Source organism: Streptomyces sp. NPDC039736 (assembly GCF_055596485.1).
The window spans coordinates 1,033,992-1,053,894 of sequence record NZ_JBVIUQ010000001.1; the positions used below are offsets into that span (position 1 = coordinate 1,033,992).

At 73.3% G+C, this 19,903-nt stretch carries 17 protein-coding genes; 4 read left to right on the forward strand and 13 right to left on the reverse strand.

Annotated elements, in window-relative coordinates:
* Positions 1–70: 70 nt before the first annotated feature.
* The 4 genes from ACZ56L_RS04385 to ACZ56L_RS04400 form a co-directional block, all read right to left on the reverse strand.
* Positions 71–1,591 carry a phosphodiester glycosidase family protein gene (locus ACZ56L_RS04385; protein ID WP_471061352.1) on the reverse strand — a complete coding sequence of 507 codons (1,521 nt, stop codon included), beginning with the start codon at positions 1,589–1,591 and terminating at the stop codon, positions 71–73.
* A 182-nt stretch (positions 1,592–1,773) separates the two neighbouring features.
* Positions 1,774–2,412, reverse strand: a complete 639-nt coding sequence (locus ACZ56L_RS04390; RefSeq protein ID WP_471061355.1) for a hypothetical protein — start codon at positions 2,410–2,412, stop codon at positions 1,774–1,776.
* Between the two features lie 287 nt (positions 2,413–2,699).
* Entirely contained in the window at positions 2,700–3,350 is a 651-nt protein-coding gene (locus ACZ56L_RS04395) for a TMEM175 family protein (protein ID WP_471061358.1), read from the reverse strand.
* An 18-nt stretch (positions 3,351–3,368) separates the two neighbouring features.
* Positions 3,369–3,896 carry a DUF6790 family protein gene (locus ACZ56L_RS04400; RefSeq protein WP_401759509.1) on the reverse strand — a complete coding sequence of 176 codons (528 nt, stop codon included), beginning with the start codon at positions 3,894–3,896 and terminating at the stop codon, positions 3,369–3,371.
* 55 nt (positions 3,897–3,951) lie between these two features.
* Here ACZ56L_RS04400 and ACZ56L_RS04405 point away from each other — a divergent pair, with 55 nt between their 5' ends.
* Together ACZ56L_RS04405 and ACZ56L_RS04410 are read left to right on the forward strand one after the other, a co-directional pair.
* On the forward strand, positions 3,952–4,371 hold the full coding sequence (locus tag ACZ56L_RS04405; RefSeq protein WP_471061362.1) for a MarR family winged helix-turn-helix transcriptional regulator: 420 nt from the start codon (positions 3,952–3,954) through the stop codon (positions 4,369–4,371).
* A 278-nt stretch (positions 4,372–4,649) separates the two neighbouring features.
* Positions 4,650–6,098 (forward strand): flavin monoamine oxidase family protein, encoded by a 1,449-nt coding sequence (locus ACZ56L_RS04410; protein WP_345218842.1) that lies wholly within the window; start codon positions 4,650–4,652, stop codon positions 6,096–6,098.
* A gap of 25 nt (positions 6,099–6,123) precedes the next feature.
* On the opposite strand, the gene ACZ56L_RS04415 is transcribed toward ACZ56L_RS04410, so the two are convergent.
* Positions 6,124–8,013, reverse strand: coding sequence for a chorismate-binding protein (locus ACZ56L_RS04415; protein ID WP_471061366.1), 1,890 nt, complete (start codon positions 8,011–8,013; stop codon positions 6,124–6,126).
* A gap of 168 nt (positions 8,014–8,181) precedes the next feature.
* Between ACZ56L_RS04415 and ACZ56L_RS04420 the strand changes: the two genes are divergently transcribed.
* The gene (locus ACZ56L_RS04420) at positions 8,182–9,369 is read left to right on the forward strand and encodes an FAD-dependent monooxygenase (RefSeq protein ID WP_345218844.1); all 1,188 of its coding nucleotides are present in this window, start codon (positions 8,182–8,184) and stop codon (positions 9,367–9,369) included.
* 57 nt (positions 9,370–9,426) lie between these two features.
* Here the strand turns inward: ACZ56L_RS04420 and ACZ56L_RS04425 are convergent, their stop codons facing one another.
* The 7 genes from ACZ56L_RS04425 to ACZ56L_RS04455 all read right to left on the reverse strand — a co-directional run bounded on the left by ACZ56L_RS04425 (position 9,427) and on the right by ACZ56L_RS04455 (position 17,318).
* Complete coding sequence (locus ACZ56L_RS04425; protein WP_345218846.1) at positions 9,427–9,627, reverse strand: tautomerase family protein; 201 nt, start codon at positions 9,625–9,627, stop codon at positions 9,427–9,429.
* A gap of 119 nt (positions 9,628–9,746) precedes the next feature.
* Positions 9,747–12,050, reverse strand: coding sequence for an ATP-binding cassette domain-containing protein (locus ACZ56L_RS04430; protein WP_471061370.1), 2,304 nt, complete (start codon positions 12,048–12,050; stop codon positions 9,747–9,749).
* A 62-nt stretch (positions 12,051–12,112) separates the two neighbouring features.
* The gene (locus ACZ56L_RS04435; protein WP_471061373.1) at positions 12,113–13,906 is read right to left on the reverse strand and encodes a gamma-glutamyltransferase family protein; all 1,794 of its coding nucleotides are present in this window, start codon (positions 13,904–13,906) and stop codon (positions 12,113–12,115) included.
* Between the two features lie 62 nt (positions 13,907–13,968).
* On the reverse strand, positions 13,969–14,832 hold the full coding sequence (locus ACZ56L_RS04440; RefSeq protein WP_345218851.1) for a PhzF family phenazine biosynthesis protein: 864 nt from the start codon (positions 14,830–14,832) through the stop codon (positions 13,969–13,971).
* Positions 14,829–15,788, reverse strand: coding sequence for an LLM class flavin-dependent oxidoreductase (locus ACZ56L_RS04445; protein ID WP_471061376.1), 960 nt, complete (start codon positions 15,786–15,788; stop codon positions 14,829–14,831). Before ACZ56L_RS04445 ends, ACZ56L_RS04440 begins: the two co-directional genes overlap by 4 nt.
* Positions 15,789–15,861: 73 nt before the next feature.
* Positions 15,862–16,818, reverse strand: coding sequence for a hypothetical protein (locus ACZ56L_RS04450; protein WP_345218855.1), 957 nt, complete (start codon positions 16,816–16,818; stop codon positions 15,862–15,864).
* Positions 16,815–17,318, reverse strand: a complete 504-nt coding sequence (locus ACZ56L_RS04455) for a VOC family protein (RefSeq protein WP_345218856.1) — start codon at positions 17,316–17,318, stop codon at positions 16,815–16,817. The genes ACZ56L_RS04450 and ACZ56L_RS04455 overlap by 4 nt, the downstream gene beginning before the upstream one ends.
* Before the next feature lie 207 nt (positions 17,319–17,525).
* Here ACZ56L_RS04455 and ACZ56L_RS04460 point away from each other — a divergent pair, with 207 nt between their 5' ends.
* Positions 17,526–18,230, forward strand: coding sequence for an O-methyltransferase (locus ACZ56L_RS04460; protein ID WP_345218858.1), 705 nt, complete (start codon positions 17,526–17,528; stop codon positions 18,228–18,230).
* A gap of 83 nt (positions 18,231–18,313) precedes the next feature.
* Here the strand turns inward: ACZ56L_RS04460 and ACZ56L_RS04465 are convergent, their stop codons facing one another.
* Entirely contained in the window at positions 18,314–19,903 is a 1,590-nt protein-coding gene (locus ACZ56L_RS04465) for a 4-hydroxyphenylacetate 3-hydroxylase family protein (protein WP_345218860.1), read from the reverse strand.

Sequence of the window (19,903 nt, forward strand, 5' to 3'; positions counted from 1 at the left end):
CCCGCCGCGAAGGCCCGCCCGTACGAGCACCGCCTGCCGCACCCTCAGGTCCGCGCGGGTCCCGCGCTCCTCACGGACGTACGAGCAGCGCGTTGCCCAACGACCGCTGCCCGGTGGAGTCAGAGGGCCGGTTGACGATCCCGTCCCGAGCGGTCGCCATCACGCTCGAACCCCCGCCGTCCAGGTTCAGCGCCTCCCGCGCCCCGAGCTGCCGCATCAGCTCCGCGGCCCGCGCCACGCCAAGACCCTCGCTGCGACCGGCCTGCCGCCCGTCGACGACGACGAGCAGCAGGCGGCCGCGGTCGTCGACGCCGACCATCGAGCGCGGGTTGGCGCGTACCGTCCAGTTGTACGTGAAGGTCTGGTCGGCGCCCTCGCGGATGATGCCGTCGGCCTGCGCGTTGACCGCCACCCGCCCGTCCCGTACGAGTGCCGGGCCGACCTGGAGGATCGTCGTGCCCCGGGTCAACTGCACCCGCCTGCCCCGCCCGTCCTGCACCTGCTCGTCGAACGCCACCGTCTTGCCGACCGCCACGTTGCGCCGCAGCCACTGCGCCCCCGAGCCGGTCGCCTGCACCGTCGACCCGCCGGCCGGGATCGCCGCGCCCCGCGAGGCGTTGACCGCCACGACCTTCCCCCGGGCGTCGAGCACGGCCTCCGCCCCCGCCCCGGACGGCGCGGCGCCCCACTCCGGCGTGAACTTCACCAGCTCGCTGTCGTCCGTGCACCGGAAGTCGTGCTGCGCCTTCTGCGTCGGCACGTCACCCCCGACGCCGCCGCAGTTCCACACCACACCGGGCTGCCGGTTCACCCCGTCGACCTCGATGCTCTGCGTGCCCGCGCGCAGCGTCACCCGTGAGGTGTACGTGTCCACGTCGGCCGAGCGCCCGCCGTCGCGCAGCATCAGCCCGGCCCGCCCCCGGGTCGCCGAGCCGATCAGCCTGCCGTCCTTCACGTACAGCCCGCCCGGCGCGGAGTCGTAGAACCACTGCCCGTTCACCCCGGCCAGCGCGCCCGTGGAGGCCATCAGATCGGTCAGCCGCTCCGGCCCGAACAGCGTCGGCCCGAACTCCGTGCCGACCGTTCCGCGGAACTTCCGGAAGTCCACCCGCAGCACGTGCACCCGCTGCGGAGCCCGCGCGTCCGTGCCGTCCTGGGCGGTGTACCGCGTGCCCCCGGCGAACCCCGCCTTCCGCACCCGCCCCAGCAGCTCCGCGGCCCCCGCCTCCTCCTCGAACAGGCCCAGCCGCACCACCCACCCCAGCCGCCCCGCCTTCCGGTCGGCGAACGCGGGGGTCACGACCTCCTCCGTCCGCGGCGCGAACCCCTTGGCCCGCAACTCCCGCACCACCCGCTCGGCGGTGCCCCGGAGCCCCAGCGCGGTGCCCGCGGACCCCAGGGGCCCGTCCGGCAGGGCCGGCAGGTACACGTGCACCGTCCACCGGTCGTCCGCGTCCCGCGCACCGAGCGTCAGGGACGTCAGCTCCACCCCGGGCGCCACCTCCCGCGTCTTCTCGGCTCCGGTGGCGGGCAGGCTGAGCCCCACCACCGTCACCCCCGCCGCCACCAAGGAAACCAGCCTGCGCCGCACGAGCGTCCTCCCGTCATCGACCCGCTGAAAACCAGCACTGCAACACCAGTCAAACGGGGCCCAGTTACCACCAGGCGACGACGAGTCCAACACCCCGCAGCCCCCACTGGAAGACCACCCCACTGCCACGCCTCAGGGGCTCGCCGCTCGGCGGACGGAGTGGCCGGCAGCCGTGCGCGGCCTCACTCGCCGGGCGACGGCTCGGCCCGCTCGGCCGGCCGGCGGTCCGTGAGCCGGTAACCGCCGCTCACGACCTGCATGTCCGCGGCCGGGGCCATGCACGGGGTCAGCTCGGGCTGGTCCTTCGGGTAGCTGCCCGAAACGCCCACCCGGGACCCGCCCTTGCCGCCCTTCGGGACCAGGAAGCTCAGGCCCAGCCGGAAGCCGGGTGCGGCCTGCGTCAGCCACGGGTGGTCGGGGCGGTTCGTCCGGACCAGACGGCCGGTGACCGTCGCGGTCGGGCCGCCCGTCCGCAGGCAGTCCACCGCGAAGTCGCCCCAGTAGGGCTCCCCGTTCTGCTCGTGCGAAAGCCGGAAGGTGCCCCGGGCGTCGAAGGACTGACTGCCCGGACCGTACGAGGACCGGGCGTCGATGCTCACCCGCACGTCGTGCTCCCCGGGCGCCTGGTAGCCGAGCCGGGCCTCGCCCTTCAGCGTGGAGGTGAACCGGGCCCCGGGCGGAGGAGGGGTGGCGGTGTCGATGCGTACGTGGGCGGACGCCTCAGCCCGCGGAGCGAGGCCGGGGGCCGCCACAGCGACGGGGGCGGCCACCGCGGCGACCAGTGCGAGGAGGGCGGCGGCGCGCAGGGTGTGCTTCAGCATGGGAGGACTCCGGTCCGGGGTGGGTGGGAGGAGAGGCGGTCGACCTGCTCCGTCGGAACGCAGGTCGATCATCGCCACCCGGCCCGGGCCCGGACGTCGTCCGAAAGTGCCGTCCGCCTCCGCCGCACGGGCGAGAAGCCCGGCCCGCCCCCGGCCCGGACCGGGCGACAGCGCCGGCGGCACGGCTCACGCGACGTGCTCCTCCTGTGTGAGGCACAGCGATCCCACTCCGAACTCCAGGGAGCACCCGGCGTGCACGTCGACATTCCCCCGGCGTCACCCCCGGATCAGCCGGCGGCGGACGCCCGGTTCTGGAAGCGCTGGGCGACGGCGAGCACGACAGGCGCCGTGAGCCAGCACAGGTACGCACCGGTGCTCGTGGTCAGGAACGAGACGGGGACGGACACCCCGAACACGGCGGCCAGGCAGAGGCTGCGCACCCGGCTCAGGGCGAGCGCCCGGGGCGGGGCACCGGTGAGGTACAGGCGTTCGCGCCGGACCTCTCGGATCATCAGCGCGATCAGCGCGGACGCCAGGACCTGCACGGTCGCGTAGAGGCTGAACCGAGGCGGGAAGGCGCCGTCGGCCGTGATCAGACGGGTCGCGAACGGCATCAGGACCTGCATGAACAGCCAGGCCAGGGTGAGGCCGGTCAGCCGGCTGCTCAGCGGGCCGACGTACCGGAAGATCTCGTGGTGGGCCCGCCAGTGGGCGGCGATCACCACGAAGCTGAGCACGAAGGCCAGGTACTCCGTGCGGTGCTCCGACACCGAACGCAGCATGGCGCCGGTGGTGTCGCCGACGGGCACGGGGAGGTCCAGCGCCAGCAGGGTGAGCGCGATCGCGACGGCCGCGTCCACGAACGCGGTGAGCCGGCCGGCCGGAACCGTGTCGGGTTCGTCGTGGTCGCGGCGGGCGCCGCCGAGGTGAGTCGCCATGGAAGTGCTCCCTGGGTCTCAGACGGCCGCTTGCGCGGCCGGGCGGGGGGCGGCCGTCTCCAGGCGCCGGGAGCGCACGGCCAGGATGATCATGACTGCCGGGATCAGGAGGTCGTTGACGAGGACTCCGCCGGTGTTGCCGGGGGAGTGGTCGCCGCGCGCGAACCACTGGTAGAGGTGGCCGGCCAGGGCTCCCCAGAGGAACATCCCGCCGCCGAGCCCGACGGTGACGCGCTCGCGTGCGGAGGCCGAGGCGGCACGGAAGCCCATGACCGCGAGCCCCAGGTTGGCGAAGGCGATCTCGAACATGAAGGGCGTCCGGTCGAAGCCGATCGCCGTGGCCATGACGTCCGGGGCGCCGAGGAACGCGACCGTCATCCACAGGCTGCCGTAACCGAAGGCCCCGACGGCCCACCAGCGCTGCCAGATCTCCAGCGCCTGCCGGCGGGAGGCGGCGTGACGGGCCCGGACGAAGGCTCCGGCGGCCGGCACCACGAGCCACACCAGGGGGAACGCGGACTGTGCGAGGTACGGGAGATTGCTCATGCCTCAGTCTTAACACGTTAATATTAACCTGACAACAGTCGGGTACAGTGGTGCCGTGGACGACGGACTCGCAGACCTGCTGCACCGCGTGGTCATGCTGTTGGGTGAGGCGGCCCGGCGGCGTACTGATGGCCCCGACGGCTTGACCTACAGCCAGATTCGACTTCTCGGCACCCTGGAGGACATCGAGCCGACGACGCAGCATCGGCTCGCGCAGGCCCTGACGGTGTCCGACCCGGCGATCAGCCGGGCGCTGCGGCCCCTCCAGGCCGGCGGTCTGGTGGAGATCACCGTCGACCCCGAGCACGCGCGGCGGCGGCTGGTCCGCCTCACCGAAGCCGGCCGGGAGGCCTTCCACAGCACGGGGAAGCCGCTGGACGAGGAGTTCCGGGCCGCGCTCCTCGCCGCAGGCTTCCCGTACGACCGCTATGTCGAGGACACCCTCCGGCTGGCCGAACTCCTCGCATCCGACTGAGGACGCCGCCCGGCGCTCCCCGCCGGCCCTGACGGACGTGATCGGGAGCCGCCCGCCGCGCGGCGCACCGCCGCCGTGCCGCCGCGCGGGCCGTGCGGCGGGCGGGCCGTACCGCCGGGCGGGCTGTGACAGCTCCGCCGGGATGGCCGGTACATGGCCTCGCCGGCAGGTGGTAGACGAGCAAAAAGCGCCACGGGTACGGGAGTTCGGCCATCGATCCGTCGAACGACCCGGCCGCGGAGCCGTCGAGTCACCGAACCACGGAAACGGAGCACTCCATGCGGGAAGCCACCCAGACCGAAGTACGCCGTGCCTTCGACAGCGGGCTGCCGGGGCTGCGCCCCCCGCGGTCCGTCATCGTCATCGGCGCCGGACTCGCCGGCCTGGCCGTCGCCCACGAACTCGCCGCCCGTGACTGCGAGGTGACGGTCCTGGAGGCGACCGACCGGCCCGGCGGGCGCGCGTACACCCTGAGGACGCCGTTCGCCGACGGCCTGCACGCCGAGGCCGGCGCGATGACCCTCACCCCGCACTGCCACTACGCCATGCACTACCTGCGCGAACTCGGTGTCGAGACGGCCACCGCCGACCTCTTCGGCACCACGTTCTCCTACTTCGCCCGGGGCCGCTTCTTCACCCCGGAGGCGGACGAGGTCGCCGCAGCCGGACTGGACCTGCACCCGCACGAGAAGGACCTCGGCGTCAACGGCATGATCGAGCGGTACGTCACCGCCGTCGCCGACAGCCTCCAGCCCGATCTGAGCGCCCCCGACTGGGCGGTCACCGAACGCCTCGCCCCCTACGACCACCGTTCCGTGCACCAGGTCCTCACCGACCGGGGCGCCTCCCAGGCCGCCATCGACCTCATGGAGCCGCTCTTCCTGGAAATGCGCGGCGGCGACCTGAAGACGGCGTCCGCCCTGTCCTGGCTGCGCCACGAGGCGAGCCCGCACTCCCTGGGCCACGCCGACCCCCGCTGGGCCAAGGTGAAGGACGGCACCGACCGCTTCCCGCAGGCCTTCGCCGAGCGGCTCAAGAGCCGTATCCACTACCGCCGTCCGGTGGTCCGCGTCGAACAGGACACGGAGCGGGCCCGGGTCACCGTCCTCGACCACGGCCGCATGCGGACCCTGGAGGCCGAACGCGTCGTCGTCACCGTCCCGTTCAGCACGATCCGGCACATCGACTTCACCGACGCGGGCCTCTCCGACGCCAAGCACGACGTGATGCGCCGGGTGAAGTACGCCTCGATCGTCCGTGTCTATCTCCAGATGCGCCGCCAGTTCTGGCCGCAGCACAACGCCAGCTTCTCCACCGACCTGCCCATCCGCTGGATACGCGACGCCACCCCCCAGCTGCCGGGCCCGCGCAAGATACTGGAGTGCCTGATGACGGGGTGGCGGGCCCGGGCGGTGGCGGCCATGACCGAGGAGGAGCGCCTGGACTTCGTCCTCACCGAGGTCGAGCGGATGCTGCCGGGCGCCCGCGACCACTTCGAGACCGGCACCTCCGTCTGCTGGGACCAGCGCCCCTACGCCGAGGGCGCGTACATCCTGCCCGAGCGCGGGCACAGCGCCCTGATGCCGGTGATCCGCAGGCCCGAGGGGCGGATCCACTTCGCCGGTGACCACGCCGGGTTCGAGCCCAACGGCGGCTCGATGACCTTCGCGCTGGAGTCCGCGGCCCGCACCCTGTTGGAACTCGGGGCGGCGGCCGAGGCGGCCTGAGCCCGTACCGGCGGGGCCGGGGGAGTCAGCCGAGCAGTCGGCGCAGCACCCCGGCCCCGTCGGTGGTCAGCACCGACTCCGGCCGGAACTGCACCCCCCGCACGCCCGGCTCGTCCAGCGTGACCAGCTCGTGCCGGTCCCGGCCGCAGACGATCCGGCAGGTGTTGCGGAAGGCGGCGGTGACCGGCCGTCCGAAGAAGTCCACCTGCCGCGCCAGCCCGGCACCGCCGGACCTGGCCACGACCCGGGCGTCCGGCAGGGCGGCCAGCGCCAGCAACTGGAAGCCGAGCCCCACCCCGGCCACCGGGGGGCCGCCCGGCGGCCGGTCCCGGACCAGGAGCGCGGCCGTCCGGCGCAGCGCCGCCATGCGCGCGCAGCCGGGATCGTCGGGGCGGCCGGGACCCGACGCCACCAGTACGGGCCCCGGATGCCGGACCAGGGCGCCGGCCGCGCCGGGGTCGTCGTGCCGGATCACCTCGGCGCGGCCGTGCACCGCCGTCACCAGGTGCAGCAGTGCGGCCAGTTCGGTGCCGGCGGCGGCGCCGGGATCGAGCACCAGCACCGCCGGGCCGCCCGTGGGCGGGGCGGCGGCGCCCCGGGTCCAGAACGGCGACAGCGCCGCGTGCCGCCCGGCCAGGGCCTCCTGCACGGCCTCGTCGAGGTCGTCGGGGTCCGGCGGGGCGGGGGCGGGCGGGGTGCGCGCCGGGTCCGCGGACCGCGGTCGCTCCGTGAGGGCGGTCAGCACGGCCCGGGCCTTGGTCCGTGTCTCGGCCGCCTCGCCCTCCGGCGACGACCGGCCGCCCACGGTCGCCCCCACCGACAGACGTGCCTCTCCCCGGTGGTCCACCACCAGGGTCCGGATCACCGCCGCGGAGTCCAGCTCCTCCGCGCCCGCCCCGTCGCGGCCGATCAGCGCGAGGAGGCCGCCGTAGTAGCCGCGTCCGGTGGTCTCGCGGCCGTGGACGGCCGCGCACGCCTCCGCGAACGGGCTGCCCACCACCGTCGACGCGAACAGGGCCCGGTCGAGAGTCTCCCGCGCCCCGGCCGCCGCGGGCCCGCTGATCCGGCACTGGGTGTGCAGCAGATGCGCCATCCCGCGCAGGAAGGGCCCCTCCACCCGCACCCCGGGCCCGGCCAGCCGGCACAGCACCGCCAGCTCCGCGTCCACCGTGGTCGCCAGCTCCTCCGTCTCCTTCGGGTCGGCGAGGAAGGCGAGCAGGTCCTCGGGGCGCGACCCCTCCGGCGGACGCCGGTATGTGCCGCACAGCGGATTCATCACCACCCGGCCGCCCTCGACGCCCACATGCCCCTGCGGCGTCGCGCCCACCAGGGTGACCGGCCGCGGGCCCCCGGTGTGCACGACGAAGGTCCAGTACGCGCCCGACTCCGCGGCCAGCAGCCGGCGGAACAGCTCCACGGCCACCGCGGGCCGGAACTCCGGCAGCCGCGCGGACCAGTCCCGGCGCAGCAGGACGTTCAGCCCGCCCCGGGCCGCGTCCGACGCGACGAACTCCCGCACCAGCTCCTCGTACTGGGCGTCGCTCGTCATGAACCCGGCGTCCCGCCACTCCACCGGCGGCGGCGCGGCGGGGAGCCCGCCGGTGAAGGCGTCCTCGGACAGGACGTGGTGCTCGCGCACCCGCAGCAGCCGCAGCGGCGTACCGTCGTCGTGGCACGGCAGGCCGTGCTCGGCCAGCTGCCGGAAGGGCAGTAGGGCCAGCAGCCCCGGCCCCGGCGCTCCACCGTCGGGCACAGCCGCTTCCGCCAGTGACCGCACCGTCTCCATCTCCCCGAACAGCAGCTCCACCGGGGCCGGTTCGCGCAGACCGGGACGTTGCCTGCGGAGCAGCGCGAAGGGCGGCACGTCGGCCCCGTACAGCCGCTCCAGCGCGTCCGCTCCCGTCGTCGGCCTCATCGGCGTGCTCCCTTCCGGTCCGGCCGCGCGGCGGCGGCCCGCCCGGGGCATTGCGTCCCGGCACGGCTCATGACTTCGGCCCGACGGGCAACAAGTAGCCCGTCGCGGGGGCGACTTGAGGCCCGCCGCGCACCATCGCGCCACCCGACCGACTACCCGTGAGGTGTCATGCGAATCGCGATCATCGGAGCCGGACCCGGCGGCCTCTACACGGCCGCACTCGTCAAACGGCTGCGGCCGCGGAGCGAGATCGACGTCTGGGAGGTGAACGCCCCCGACGAGACCTTCGGCTTCGGCGTCGTCTTCTCGGAGGGTGCGCTCGGCGGCATCGAGGCAGCCGACCCCGAGCTGTTCGCCGCGCTGGGCGCCGAGTGCGCCCACTGGTCGAGGATCGACGTCCACCACCGGGGCCGCACCTCCCGCAACGGCGGCTACCGCTTCTCGGCGATCGGCCGCCGCGCCCTGCTGGCCATGCTGCGCGACCGCTGCGCCGGCCTCGGCGTCACCGTCCGCCACGGCAGCCGCGCCCCCGAGGCGGACGTCCTGGCCCGGACGTACGACCTGGTGGTGGCGGCCGACGGCGTCAACTCCGCGACCCGTGAGGCCCGCCGGGAGGAGTTCGGCACCGAGACCACCCGACGCGGCTCCCGCTACCTGTGGCTCGGCACCGAACGCTCCTTCACCGCCCTGACCTTCGCCGTCGCCGAGACGGAGCACGGCACGCTGCACGCCCACGCCTACCCCTACGCCCCCGGCCTCAGCACCTTCATCGCCGAGGTCGACGACCGGGTGTGGGAGGCCGCCGGGTTCACCGAAGGCGTCGACACGGGCGTGCCGGACGCCTCCGGCAGGAGCGACACGGACCGGCTCGCCGGCCTCTTCGCCGACGTCCTGGAGGGGCACGGGCTGCGCACCAACCGGTCGCGCTGGGGCCGCTTCGTCTCCGTGCGCAACCGGCGCTGGAGCCACGGCCGGGTCGCTCTCCTCGGCGACAGCGCGCACACCACCCACTTCTCCGTCGGCTCGGGCACCCGGCTGGCCATGGAGGACGGCCTGGCGCTCGCCCTGGCGCTGGACGGCCACGGGTCGGTCCCCGAGGCGCTCGCCGCCTACCAGGCCGCGCGCCTGCCGGAGGTCGAGGCCATGCAGCGCACCGCGCGGACGAGCCAGGAGTGGTTCGAGGAACTGGAGCAGTACGCGGACCTCGAACCGGAGGCGTTCAACGCCCACCTGATCACCCGCAGCGGCCGCCTCACCCGCGACGACCTGGCGTCCTGGTCCCCGGAGCGCGTCGAGCAGGTCCGGGAGCGCTTCGCGCGCGCCGACCGCGGCGCGCGCGGAGCCGCCGTCCGCTGAACCGGCGCCCGGCCCGCCCCGGGGAGCGTCACGAGGAGGAGGCGCGCCCCGGGGGCGTCACGAGGAGGAGGCGCGCCGCTCGGCCACGGACCGGCCGCCCACGAACCAGTGGTGCGCGGGCGTCTCCTCCACGATCACCCGGACGGCCTCCGCCGGGGTGCCGAGCGCCTCCTGTGCGGCGGCCGTGAGCGCTTCGCCGAGCGCGGCCACCTCCTGCGGGGACCGGCCCTCCAGCAGGGTGACGTGGATCAGGGGCATGCGTGCGACTCCTTCCGGTCGTCCTTCCGATGTCCGTCGCCCTTCCGGCGCGACGTCCCGTTCGCGGCCCGTCCCCGGACGACGCGGCCCCGGGACCGCGCGGTCCCGGGGCCGACGGCTCAGGAACGGCTCCGCCCGCCGGCGGCCCGCAGGTCGGCCGCGAGGCTGCGGCCCGTGTGCGAGTCCTTCGCCCCGGCCAGTTCGGCGGGCGTGCCCTCGAACACCACCCGGCCGCCCTGGCTGCCCGCCTCCGGGCCGAGATCCACCACCCAGTCGGCGTGCTTGACGACGTCCAGGTCGTGCTCGATCACCAGCACCGTGTTGCCGCCGTCCACGAGCCGGTCGAACAGGCCCAGCAGCCGGCGCGTGTCGCGCATGTGCAGCCCGGTGGTCGGCTCGTCGAAGACGTAGACGGTGCCGGTCTCCTTCAGGCGGTGCGCCAGCTTGAGCCGCTGCCGTTCGCCACCGGAGAGCGTGGACAGCGGCTGGCCCAGCGTCAGGTAGCCGAGTCCGACCTCGGTGAGGAGGGCCAGCTTGCGCCGTACGGGCGCGTCGTCGAAGAAGTCCGACGCCTCCTCGGCGGTCATGGCGAGGACGTCGACGATCGTCCGGCCGCGCACGGTGTGGCGCAGGGCCTCGTCGTTGAACCGGCGCCCGTCGCAGCGCTCGCACACCGTGGTCACCGGGTCCATGAAGGCGAGGTCGGTCTCGATGACCCCCTTGCCGCCGCACTCCGGACAGGCGCCCTCGGAGTTGAAGCTGAACAGCCCCGGCTTCTCGCCCGAGGCACGCGCGAACCGCTGGCGCAGGCTGTCCATGATGTCGGTGTACGTCGCCGGGTTGGACCGCGAGGAGATGCCCACCGACGACTGGTCGATCACCACCGCGTCCGGGTGCTGCGCGATGAACACCTTCGACACGAGCGTGCTCTTGCCGGAACCGGCCACGCCGGTCACCGCGGTGAGCACCCCGGTGGGAAAGGCGACCGTGACGTCCCGCAGATTGTGCAGATCGGCCGCCCGGACGGTCAGCTCGCCGGTGGGGGAGCGCACCGTCTCCTTCAGCCCGGTCACGCTGCGCAGTTGCTTGCCGGTGACGGTGCCGGAACGGCGCAGCCCCGCCGGGGTGCCCTCGAACGTCACCTCGCCGCCGTCGCGCCCGGCCCCCGGGCCCATGTCGACGACGTGGTCGGCGATCGCGATGACGTCCCGGTCGTGCTCCACGACCAGCACGGTGTTCCCCTTGTCGCGCAGCGCGAGCAGGATGTCGTTCAGCCGCTGCACGTCCCGCGGGTGCAGACCGACGCTGGGCTCGTCGAAGATGTACGTCAGCCCGGTCAGGCTGCTGCCCAGGTGGCGCACCATCTTCAGCCGCTGGGCCTCTCCGCCGGACAGCGTCCTGGTCTGCCGGCCGAGGCTCAGGTAGCCGAGCCCGACCGACTGGACGCGCTCCAGCGCGGCCCGCGCGCCCAGCACGGCCGGTTTGACGGACGGCGCGTCGATCCGGGCGAGCCGCTCGATCAGGTCGGTGATCTCCATCGCCGAGAAGTCCGCGATGTTGTCGCCGTCGATGCGCGAGGCGAGGGCGGCCGCGTTCAGCCGTCCGCCGTGGCAGACCTCGCAGGGTCCCTGGGTGACCACCCGCTCGATCTCCGCGCGCTCCTTGCTCTTCGCGTTGTCGAGGCCGGGGGTGATGTACCGGCGGGTGAAACGCTCGACGATGCCCTCGTACTCGTTCTTGTAGACCCCGTTGCGGCCCGCCCGGTCGACCGTGAACCCCTTTCCGTGCAGCAGCAGTTCGCGCTCCTTCGCGGAGAAGTCGCGCACCGGCTTGTCGGGGTCGAAGAGCCCGGACTCGCCGTAGAGCTGCCACTGGAAGGTGCCGACCGCGAACGACGGGAAGCGGATGGCGCCCTCGTTGAGGCTCTTGTCCTCGTCGAGCAGCTTGTCCAGTTCCAGGCGGACGGTCGTGCCGAGGCCCTGGCACTCCTCGCACATGCCGCGCGGGTCGTTGGGCGAGTACATGTGCGAGGGGCCCGCGCTGGGCGTGCCCGCGCGGGAGAACAGCACCCGCAGCGCGGGCAGGATCTCGGTCATCGTGCCGACCGTGGAGCGGGCGTTGCCGCCGACCGGCCGCTGGTCGACGACGATCGCCGTGGAGAGGTTCTCCATCACCTCCGCCTTCGGCCGTTCGTACTTGGGCATCCGGTTGCGCACGAAGGCCGGCAGGGTCTCGTTGAGCTGCCGCTGCGACTCGATCGCCAGCGTGTCGAAGACCACCGAGGACTTCCCCGACCCGGAGACTCCGGTGAAGACCGTCAGCTTCCCCTTGGGGATGCGCAGGTCGACGCCCTTGAGATTGTTCTGCCGGGCCTCGCCCAGCACGATGAAGTCCTCGTCGTGGTTCTTCCGGTGAGCCGCCATGTCAGTACCTTCCGCCTGGAACAGGTGGTTTCCCTGGGGAAACCATTTCATCTCCTCCTCTGCTACCCCGCGACCGCGTAGGCTTGCGCGCCGCGCGGACTGGCCGCGCCGAGCACCAGCCCGTCGCCGGTGAGCCCGGTGGCGCACACCTTGCTGAGCGAGTAGTCGGCCACCAGCTCCACCTGGTGCCCCCGCCGCCGCAGCGCCTCGACCTCCGCCGCCGGCCAGCCGCCCTCCAGGACCACGGTCCCCGGGCGGAACCGGCGCGGGGCGAAGGACGTGGGCACGTGGTCGGTGTGGAAGGTGCGCGCCTCGATGGCCGCCTGCGGGCTCATCCCGTGCTCCGTGTGGTGCAGGAAGAAGCTCAGCGTCCACTGGTCCTGCTGGTCGCCGCCGGGCGTTCCGAACGCCAGGTACGGCCGGCCGTCCCGCAGCACCATCGTCGGGCTGAGCGTGGTCCGCGGGCGCTTGCCCGGCCCCACCGTGTTCGGGTGGCCGGGGGTGAGGGTCGCCATCTGCCCCCGGGTGCCCAGCGGGAAGCCCAGCCCCGGCACCACCGGGGAGCTCTTCAGCCAGCCGCCGCTGGGCGTCGCCACCACCATGTTGCCCGCCGCGTCGGTCACGCTCACGCAGCAGGTGTCGCCGGTCGCGGCGGTCAGTTTCATGATCGCCGGGATGCCCTGCTCCAGTTCGCCCAGCCAGGCCGGGTCCGCCGGTGCGACGCTCTCGTCGTGCAGCGGCGGCAGCAGCGGCTCGCGCCCGCCGGGCCGCCCCGGACGCAGTTCCCGCGAGGCCTCCGCGCCGAGCAGCGCCCGCCGCGCGGCGCTGTACGCCGGGTCCAGCAGGGCCTCGACCGGCACCTTCGCGTGGTCCGGGTCGCCGTACCAGGCCTCACGGTCGGCGAAGGCGAGCTTGGCGGCCTCGACCACCGTGTGGACGTACTCCGCGCTCTCGGGCCCCGTCGCGGCGAGATCGGCGTCGGCCAGCAGGGCGAGCTGCTGGAGGAAGACCGGGCCCTGCGACCAGGGCCCCGCCTTGTGCACGGTGAGCGAGCGGTGGTCGAGGGTGAGCGGACGCTCCACGTGCGGCCGCCACGCGTCCAGGTCCGCGCCGGTGAGCAGGCCGCCGTTGCGGCGGCCGGTGGAGTCCGCCTCCTCGGCCTTGGCGAGGTAGCTGTCGATCGCCTCCGCCACGAAACCGCTGTAGAACGCCTCCGTCGCCGCGTCGATCTGTCCCTCGCGGTCCCGGCCGGACGCCTTCGCCTCGGCGACCAGCCGCCGGTAGGTGCGCGCCAGCGCCGGGTTGGTGACCCGCTCCCCGGCCCGCGGGGCGACCCCGTTGCGCAGGTAGGTGCGGCCCGACTCCGTCCAGGTGTCGCGGAACAGCTCCGTCAGCGCGCCGATCATGGCGGCGCACTTGGGCAGCACCGGATAGCCGCCCTCCGCGTAGCCGATCGCCGGTTCCAGTACGTCCTCCAGCGGCAGCGTGCCGTACTCCTTCAGCAGCCGGAGCCAGGCGCCGACGGCGCCGGGGACGACGGCGGGCAGCAGTCCGGAACCGGGAACGACGGCCAGACCCCGCTGGGTGAAGGCCTCCACGGTGGCGGCCGCGGGCATCGGGCCCTGCCCGCAGACGACGTCGACCGAGCCGCTCCCCGCGCGGTGGGCGAGGATCGGCACGTCGCCGCCCGGCCCGTTGAGATGCGGTTCCACCACCTGGATGACGAAGGCGGCGGCGGTCGCGGCGTCGAAGGCGTTGCCGCCGCGGTCGAGCATGGACATGCCCGCCGTGGAGGCCAGCCAGTGGGTGGAGGCGACGGCACCGCGGGTGCCGTGCAGTTCGGGTCGGAAGAGCACCTGGGAGATTTCCTTTCTCGTCTCTGGTCGGACGGTCCGGACCGCGTGGGACCCCTGGGGGCTCAGGGCCGTCCGGGGGGCGTCAGTCGGCCGGACGCGGTGGCGGTGACGCGGCCGTGGACCGCGGCGGCGCGGGCCCGGCCCTCGCCGAGGTCGACGGTGCAGGACAGGAGGGCGGGGCGGCCCAGCTCCTCGCCCTGACGGACCTGGTAGTCATGACGGCCGTCGGTGCCGGGCAGCGCCTTCTCCCGGCCGAGCCAGACGCCCAGCGCCAGCGCGGCGGAGGCGCAGGCGGGGTCCTCGGGCATGCCGTAACCGGGGGCGAACACCCGGACGCGCGCGGTGCGGCTCGCGGGGTCCCAGGCGAGGAGCACCGCGTCCGGGCAGTCCGCCCAGACCGGGTCGCCCAGGTCGGCAGCCGCGCGGGCCAGGGCCTCGGCCCCCACCGGCAGGAAGTGGAACGCGGGACCGAAACCGGCCAGGTGCGGGGTGCCCGCCAGGTCGGCGTCCGTCAGACCGCACGCCGCCAGCAGCGAGCCGGGGTCCCACTCGGGCCCGGGGAGCGGCTCGCCCGCGACGGACAGGGAGGAGCCGTCGGCCCCCGCGACCACGGTGAGCTGCCGCCCGCCGCACTCCTGCACCGCCTCCCCGGCCGCCAGCCGGCCGGTGCGCACCAGCGTGCTCGCGGTGCCCACGGCGCTGTGGCCGCCGAACGGCGACTCGCCGGCCGGGGTCATCACCCGCACCCCGTACGTCGAGCCCGGCAGCCGGGGCGGCACCACGAAGGCCGTCTCGGTCAGGGCGGTCTCCCGGGCGACGGCGAGCATGTCCGCGGCCGAGAGCCCCGCGGCGTCCGGGACCACCGCCAGTGCGCAGCCGTGGTAGGGGGTGTCCGTGAACATGTCGACGATCTCGTACGCGATCAACGTCCCTCTCCTTCGCCGTAGGGGCCGGTCTCCGCTCCGCCGCCCGGCGGGGCCGTCGCGGGCACGGCCGCCCGCCCGGGGCGGAGCACTTCCTCCGCCAGGGCCTCCAGCACCCGCGGGTCCCCCTGGTACGGGAAGGACGCGCGCGGCCAGTGCACCACCAGGTCGGTGACGCCCAGTTCGCCGAAGCGGCCCACCGCGTCCCGGTAGGACTCGACGGAGTCGAGCACCCCGCCGACCAGGGCCCCGGTCAGCAGCAGCCGGTTCAGCGTGGCCGGGTCCCGGCCGGTGGCCTCGCACGCCGCGTCCAGCCGGTCCAGCTGCCGGGCGATCTCCGGCAGCGCCTTCTCGTAGGGCAGCGCGTCGAAGCGGCCCGGGGGACCGGCGGTGACCCAGGTGTCCGCCCGCCGGGCCGCGAGCCGCATGCCGCGCGGCCCGGTCGCGGCGACGGCGAACGGCACCCGCGGCCGGGTCAGGCACCCGGGATTCACCGGCACGTCGTCGAAGGCGTAGTGCTCGCCCGCGTACGAGGTGCTGCGCTCGGTCAGCAGCCGGTCCAGGGCCTCGACGAACTCGGCGAAACGGTCGGCGCGCTGGCGCGGGGTCCGTTCGGTCGGGTCCACCACCCGGTCGTCCAGGCCGCCCGCCCCCGCGCCCAGCCCGCAGACGAAGCGGCCCCCGGCGATGTCCTCCAGCGACATCACCTCCTTGGCCAGCGTCACCGGGTGGCGGTAGGTGGGCGTGGCGACCATCGTGCCCAGAGTGATCCGCGAGGTGACGGCCGCCGCGGCGGCCAGGGTGGGGACACCGGCGAACCAGGGCTCGTCGCGCAGCCACCGCCACATCAACTGGTCGTACGTCCAGGCGTGATCGAAGCCGAACTCCTCGGCCCGGACCCACTGTTCGCGCGCCCGCGACCAGCGCCGCTCGGGCAGGATCACCACTCCGTGCCGCACGCGTGCTCCTTCCTCGTTCCTTCGTCGTGTCGTGCTTGTCGGGTCGTGCCGCGTCCCGTCCCGCGCCCTGCGGTCAGGGCGCGCTGTGGTGCAGCACCCTCGGCCTGAGCTGCCCGGCGGCGGCGTCGATCCGGCCCAGGACGCTGGCGAAGCCCTCCTCGTAGCCCTGCCGGACCTCGTCGCTGCGCAGCTCCTCGGGGAAGGCGGCGTCCTCCTGCGGGGTGAGGCCGGGGTAGAGGCCGTTGGCCCGCACGTCCTGGGTGATCGCGCGCAGCCGGGACCGGAGCTGGTCGACCAGCTCCGTCGCGTCGACCGGCGCCCGCAGGGTCAGGAAGTAGTGGTCGTACAGGAGCGCCTGGGTCTCGGGTCGGGTCGGGGTGACCTCCGCGGCCGACTCCTGGAGCAGCGACCGGCCGCCCGGCACCAGTTTGGCGGCCACGCCCGCGTGCACCGTGTGGTACATCCGCACCGCCCGGTTGAGCCGGTCCGCCTCGGGCGTTCCCTCCCACTCGGTCTTCTTCCCCCGCAGCAGCGAGCGCACGGGCACGAAGTCGGGGGCCCAGGTGCCGCTGAAGCTGCGGTGCTGGAGGTACATGCTGGGCCGGATGACGGTGCCGTAGACGTCGGCGGGGCAGGAGCTGGTGTACAGCAGCATCGCGGTGTAGGCGTCGGTGAGGTCCGTCATCGCCCGCAGGGAGGGCGCGGGATCGGCGAGGGAGCGGGCCTGGTGCAGGGCGTGCGCGGTCAACTGCCAGATGGCGAAGGTCGCCTGGTGGCCGGTGATCCACCGGAACCAGAACAACTGGTGGGAGATCTCCTCCGCGGCGAGCGCCGGGCCGGTCCGCGGGAGCGGTTCGGCGGGGCCCACGCGGGACGGGTCGGCGGGCCGCACCCGGGATATCGCGGTCTCGGTCCCCGGTGTCGGCGGCTCGGGCAGCGTCAGCGGCTCCAGGCCGTAGGGGAAGTCCCCGAAGTCCCAGTCGTCGGGCACCGGCAGTTCGGTGACGGTGCGGTGAACGCGCGTGCTCATCGGTCTCCTCCTGGTGGTGCGTAGGTGAACTCGAACTCCAGGCCGTTGACGTCCAGGACGTAGCAGCTCTGCACGCCGTCCGCGTCGACGACGATCTCGGTGGGCTTCTCGTCGACCGCGAAGCGGAAGCGGCCGGACGCGTACAGCCGCAACCAGCGCTCGCGCCAGGCCCGCAGCTCCTCGGGGGAGCCGGCGGCCAGGCAGATGTGCTGGAACTGGCGGGTGTTGGCACCGGGGACGGCGCCGTCGTGCCCGGTGCGTTCGAAGAGGTGGAAGCGCAGGCCGGCCACCGTCACCTCGGTCAGCCGGGTGATGCCGGGCAGGCGGCTCAGCGTCAGGTCGCAGAAGGTGTCCAGCGTCCAGTTGGTCGTGCAGCCGAAGAACTCCTCGTACCAGGCGGCACAGTTGTCGAGGTCGTCCGTCTGCACGCCGACGTGGTGCAGCTCCGGTACGAGAGCGAGGTCCGTCGGCCGCTCTTTCGTGGTCCCGGTTCGCGGCAAGGTACTGCGCTCCTCTCATGGTGTTCGGATCATTGCGTTCCGACCAGCAGGGATCAAAGAGCCTTCTTTTTCTCGTTCAGGCAGGCGATTTCCCGGAAATCCCGTCGACTAACCGACGAAAATAAGCGGAAGAAGTGAATCCGTAGATTTTCCGGAATTTTTTCCGTCCGGGTACACAATGCTCTTCTCACGGGTAACACTGGAGTCATGACACAGAATCAATGGAGTGCGGTGGACGGCTACTTCGACGCGGTTCTCGGTGACGAGGACCCCGCGCTGGCCGCCGCCGCCCAGGCCCACACCGGATTCGATCTCCCCGATATCGGGGTCTCCCGCTCCCAGGGAAAGCTGCTGCATCTGCTGGCCCTCGTCCAGCGCGCCGAACGCATTCTGGAGATAGGCACCTTCGGCGGGTACAGCTCCATCTGGCTCGCCCGCGCCCTGCCGCCCGGCGGACGGCTGGTCACCATCGAGTGGGAGCGCTCGTTCGCCGAGGCCGCCGCGGGCCACCTGGAGCGGGCCGGCGTCGCCGACCGGGTCGAGCAGAAGGTGGGCAAGGCGCTCGACATCCTGCCCGAGCTGGCCAAGACCGCCGAGCAGCCCTTCGACCTGGTCTTCATCGACGCCAACAAGCCCGACACGCCGGAGTACTTCGACTGGGCGCTGGAACTCTCCCGGCCCGGCGGCGTGATCGTCGTCGACAACGTGGTGCTCGGCGGCGCGGTCGCCGACGCCGACAACCCGGACGGCGGCGTCCGCGGCATGCGGCGCTTCCACGAGAAGGTGGCCGCGGAGCCCCGGGTGAGCGCCACCACCATCCAGACGGTGGGCGCCAAGGGGTACGACGGCTTCACCATGGCCGTGATCCTGCCCGCCCCGGACGCCCGGCCCGAGACGCCCGGCCTGCCCTGACGCCCGGCGGGAGGCCGGCCCCGCGGGGGCGGCGGCGCGGTCGTCGACCGCCCGTCGCCCCCGTCGCCGTACCGCGCCGGCGCTCATGCCTGGTCGGGCCCGATCAGGTCCGGCGCCGTCCAGCCGTCCAGGTCGTACTCCGCCATGCACTCCTCGGCGAAGCCCCGGTAGTCGTCGACCAGGCCGGACGCCGTCTGCGCCATCAGGAGCTCGATGCGCACGTTCTCGTGGTTGCCCGAGTAGTTGCGCTCGTACAGCTCGTGGCGGCCCGCGAACTCCGTGCCCACCGAGTCCCAGATCAGCTTCATCAGCTTGACCCGCTCCACCGAGTCGTATCCGTTCGACCCGCGCATGTACCGGTCCAGATGCGGCCGCAATTCGGGGTTCTGGAAGTCCTTGGCGTGCGAATTCAAGTAGATGAGGCCACTGCTGAGGTCCTGCAGAATGATCTCGCGGACCCGCGGATATCCGATCGTCATGAACCAGCGGTACGCCATTCCGTAATCCAGGTTCGGCAGCAGCCCGCCGTCGTGCCAGCCGTTCGGATTGCGCGCCATCGCGTCGCTGAGGCCCCAGAACATGTTCCGCCAGGCGAGCACCTCGCCCACCCGGGTCTGAATTCCCCGGAAGTCCTTCGTCCCGGTCACGTCCAGCCCCTTGAGCAGCAGGCCGGCCAGGAAGTCGAGTTTCACCGCGAGCCGGGTCACTCCGTGGAAGGTCAGCCGGTGCGTGAACCCGGAGGTGTTCAGGAAGGTGCCGGCCTTGGCGGTGTCGCCGTAGATGAAGACGTTCTCCCAGGGGATCTTCACCTTGTCCAGGATGAAGACGGTGTCGTTCTCGTCGAGACGGCTCGACAGCGGGTAGTCGAACGGGCTGCCCATCCGGGTCGCGGCCAGCTCGTACGACTGACGACAGATCAGCTTCACCCCCGGCGCGTCCATCGGCAGCGTCGCGACGAGCGCGAACTCCTTCTTCTTCACCGGCAGCCCGTAGTGCGCCACGAAGTTGAAGTGGGTCAGCGCCGACCCCGTCGCCACCACCTTCGCGCCGCTGACCACCAGGCCGTCGTCGCACTCCTTCTCGACGTGCACGAACACGTCGCCGACCTCGTCCGGCGCCCGGTCGCGGTCCACCGGCGGGTTGATCACCGCGTGGTTCCAGAACAGCACCCGCTCCTGCGCCTCCGCGTACCAGCGGCGGGCGTTGTCCGCGAACTCCCCGTAGTACTCCGGGTTCGCGCCCAGTGTGACGAGGAAGCTCGCCTTGTAGTCCGGGCTGCGGCCCATCCAGCCGTACGTCATCCGGGCCCACTTGGCGATCGCGTCCCGGTCGCCGACCATGTCCTCCACGCTGCGCGGCACCCGGAAGAACTTGTGCGTGTAGCCGTCGCTGCCGGTGTCCGTCGGCGCGGTCAGCGTGTCGCGGTGCTCCGGGTCGTGCAGCGCGTCGTACAGCCGCGCGGTCATCCGGGCCGTGTTGCGGAACGCCGGGTGCTTGGTGACGTCGTCGACCCGCTCCCCGTACGCCCATATCTCCCGGCCGTCCCGGATGCTCTCCAGGTACTCGTCGCCGGTGAGCGGGCGCGTCGTGCGGCGCGGCCCGGTGTCCCCCGCGGCGCCGGCGCCGGTGCCGGGGGCGCCTGTCGTGTCCGTGCTGTGCGTCGTGTCCGTCAT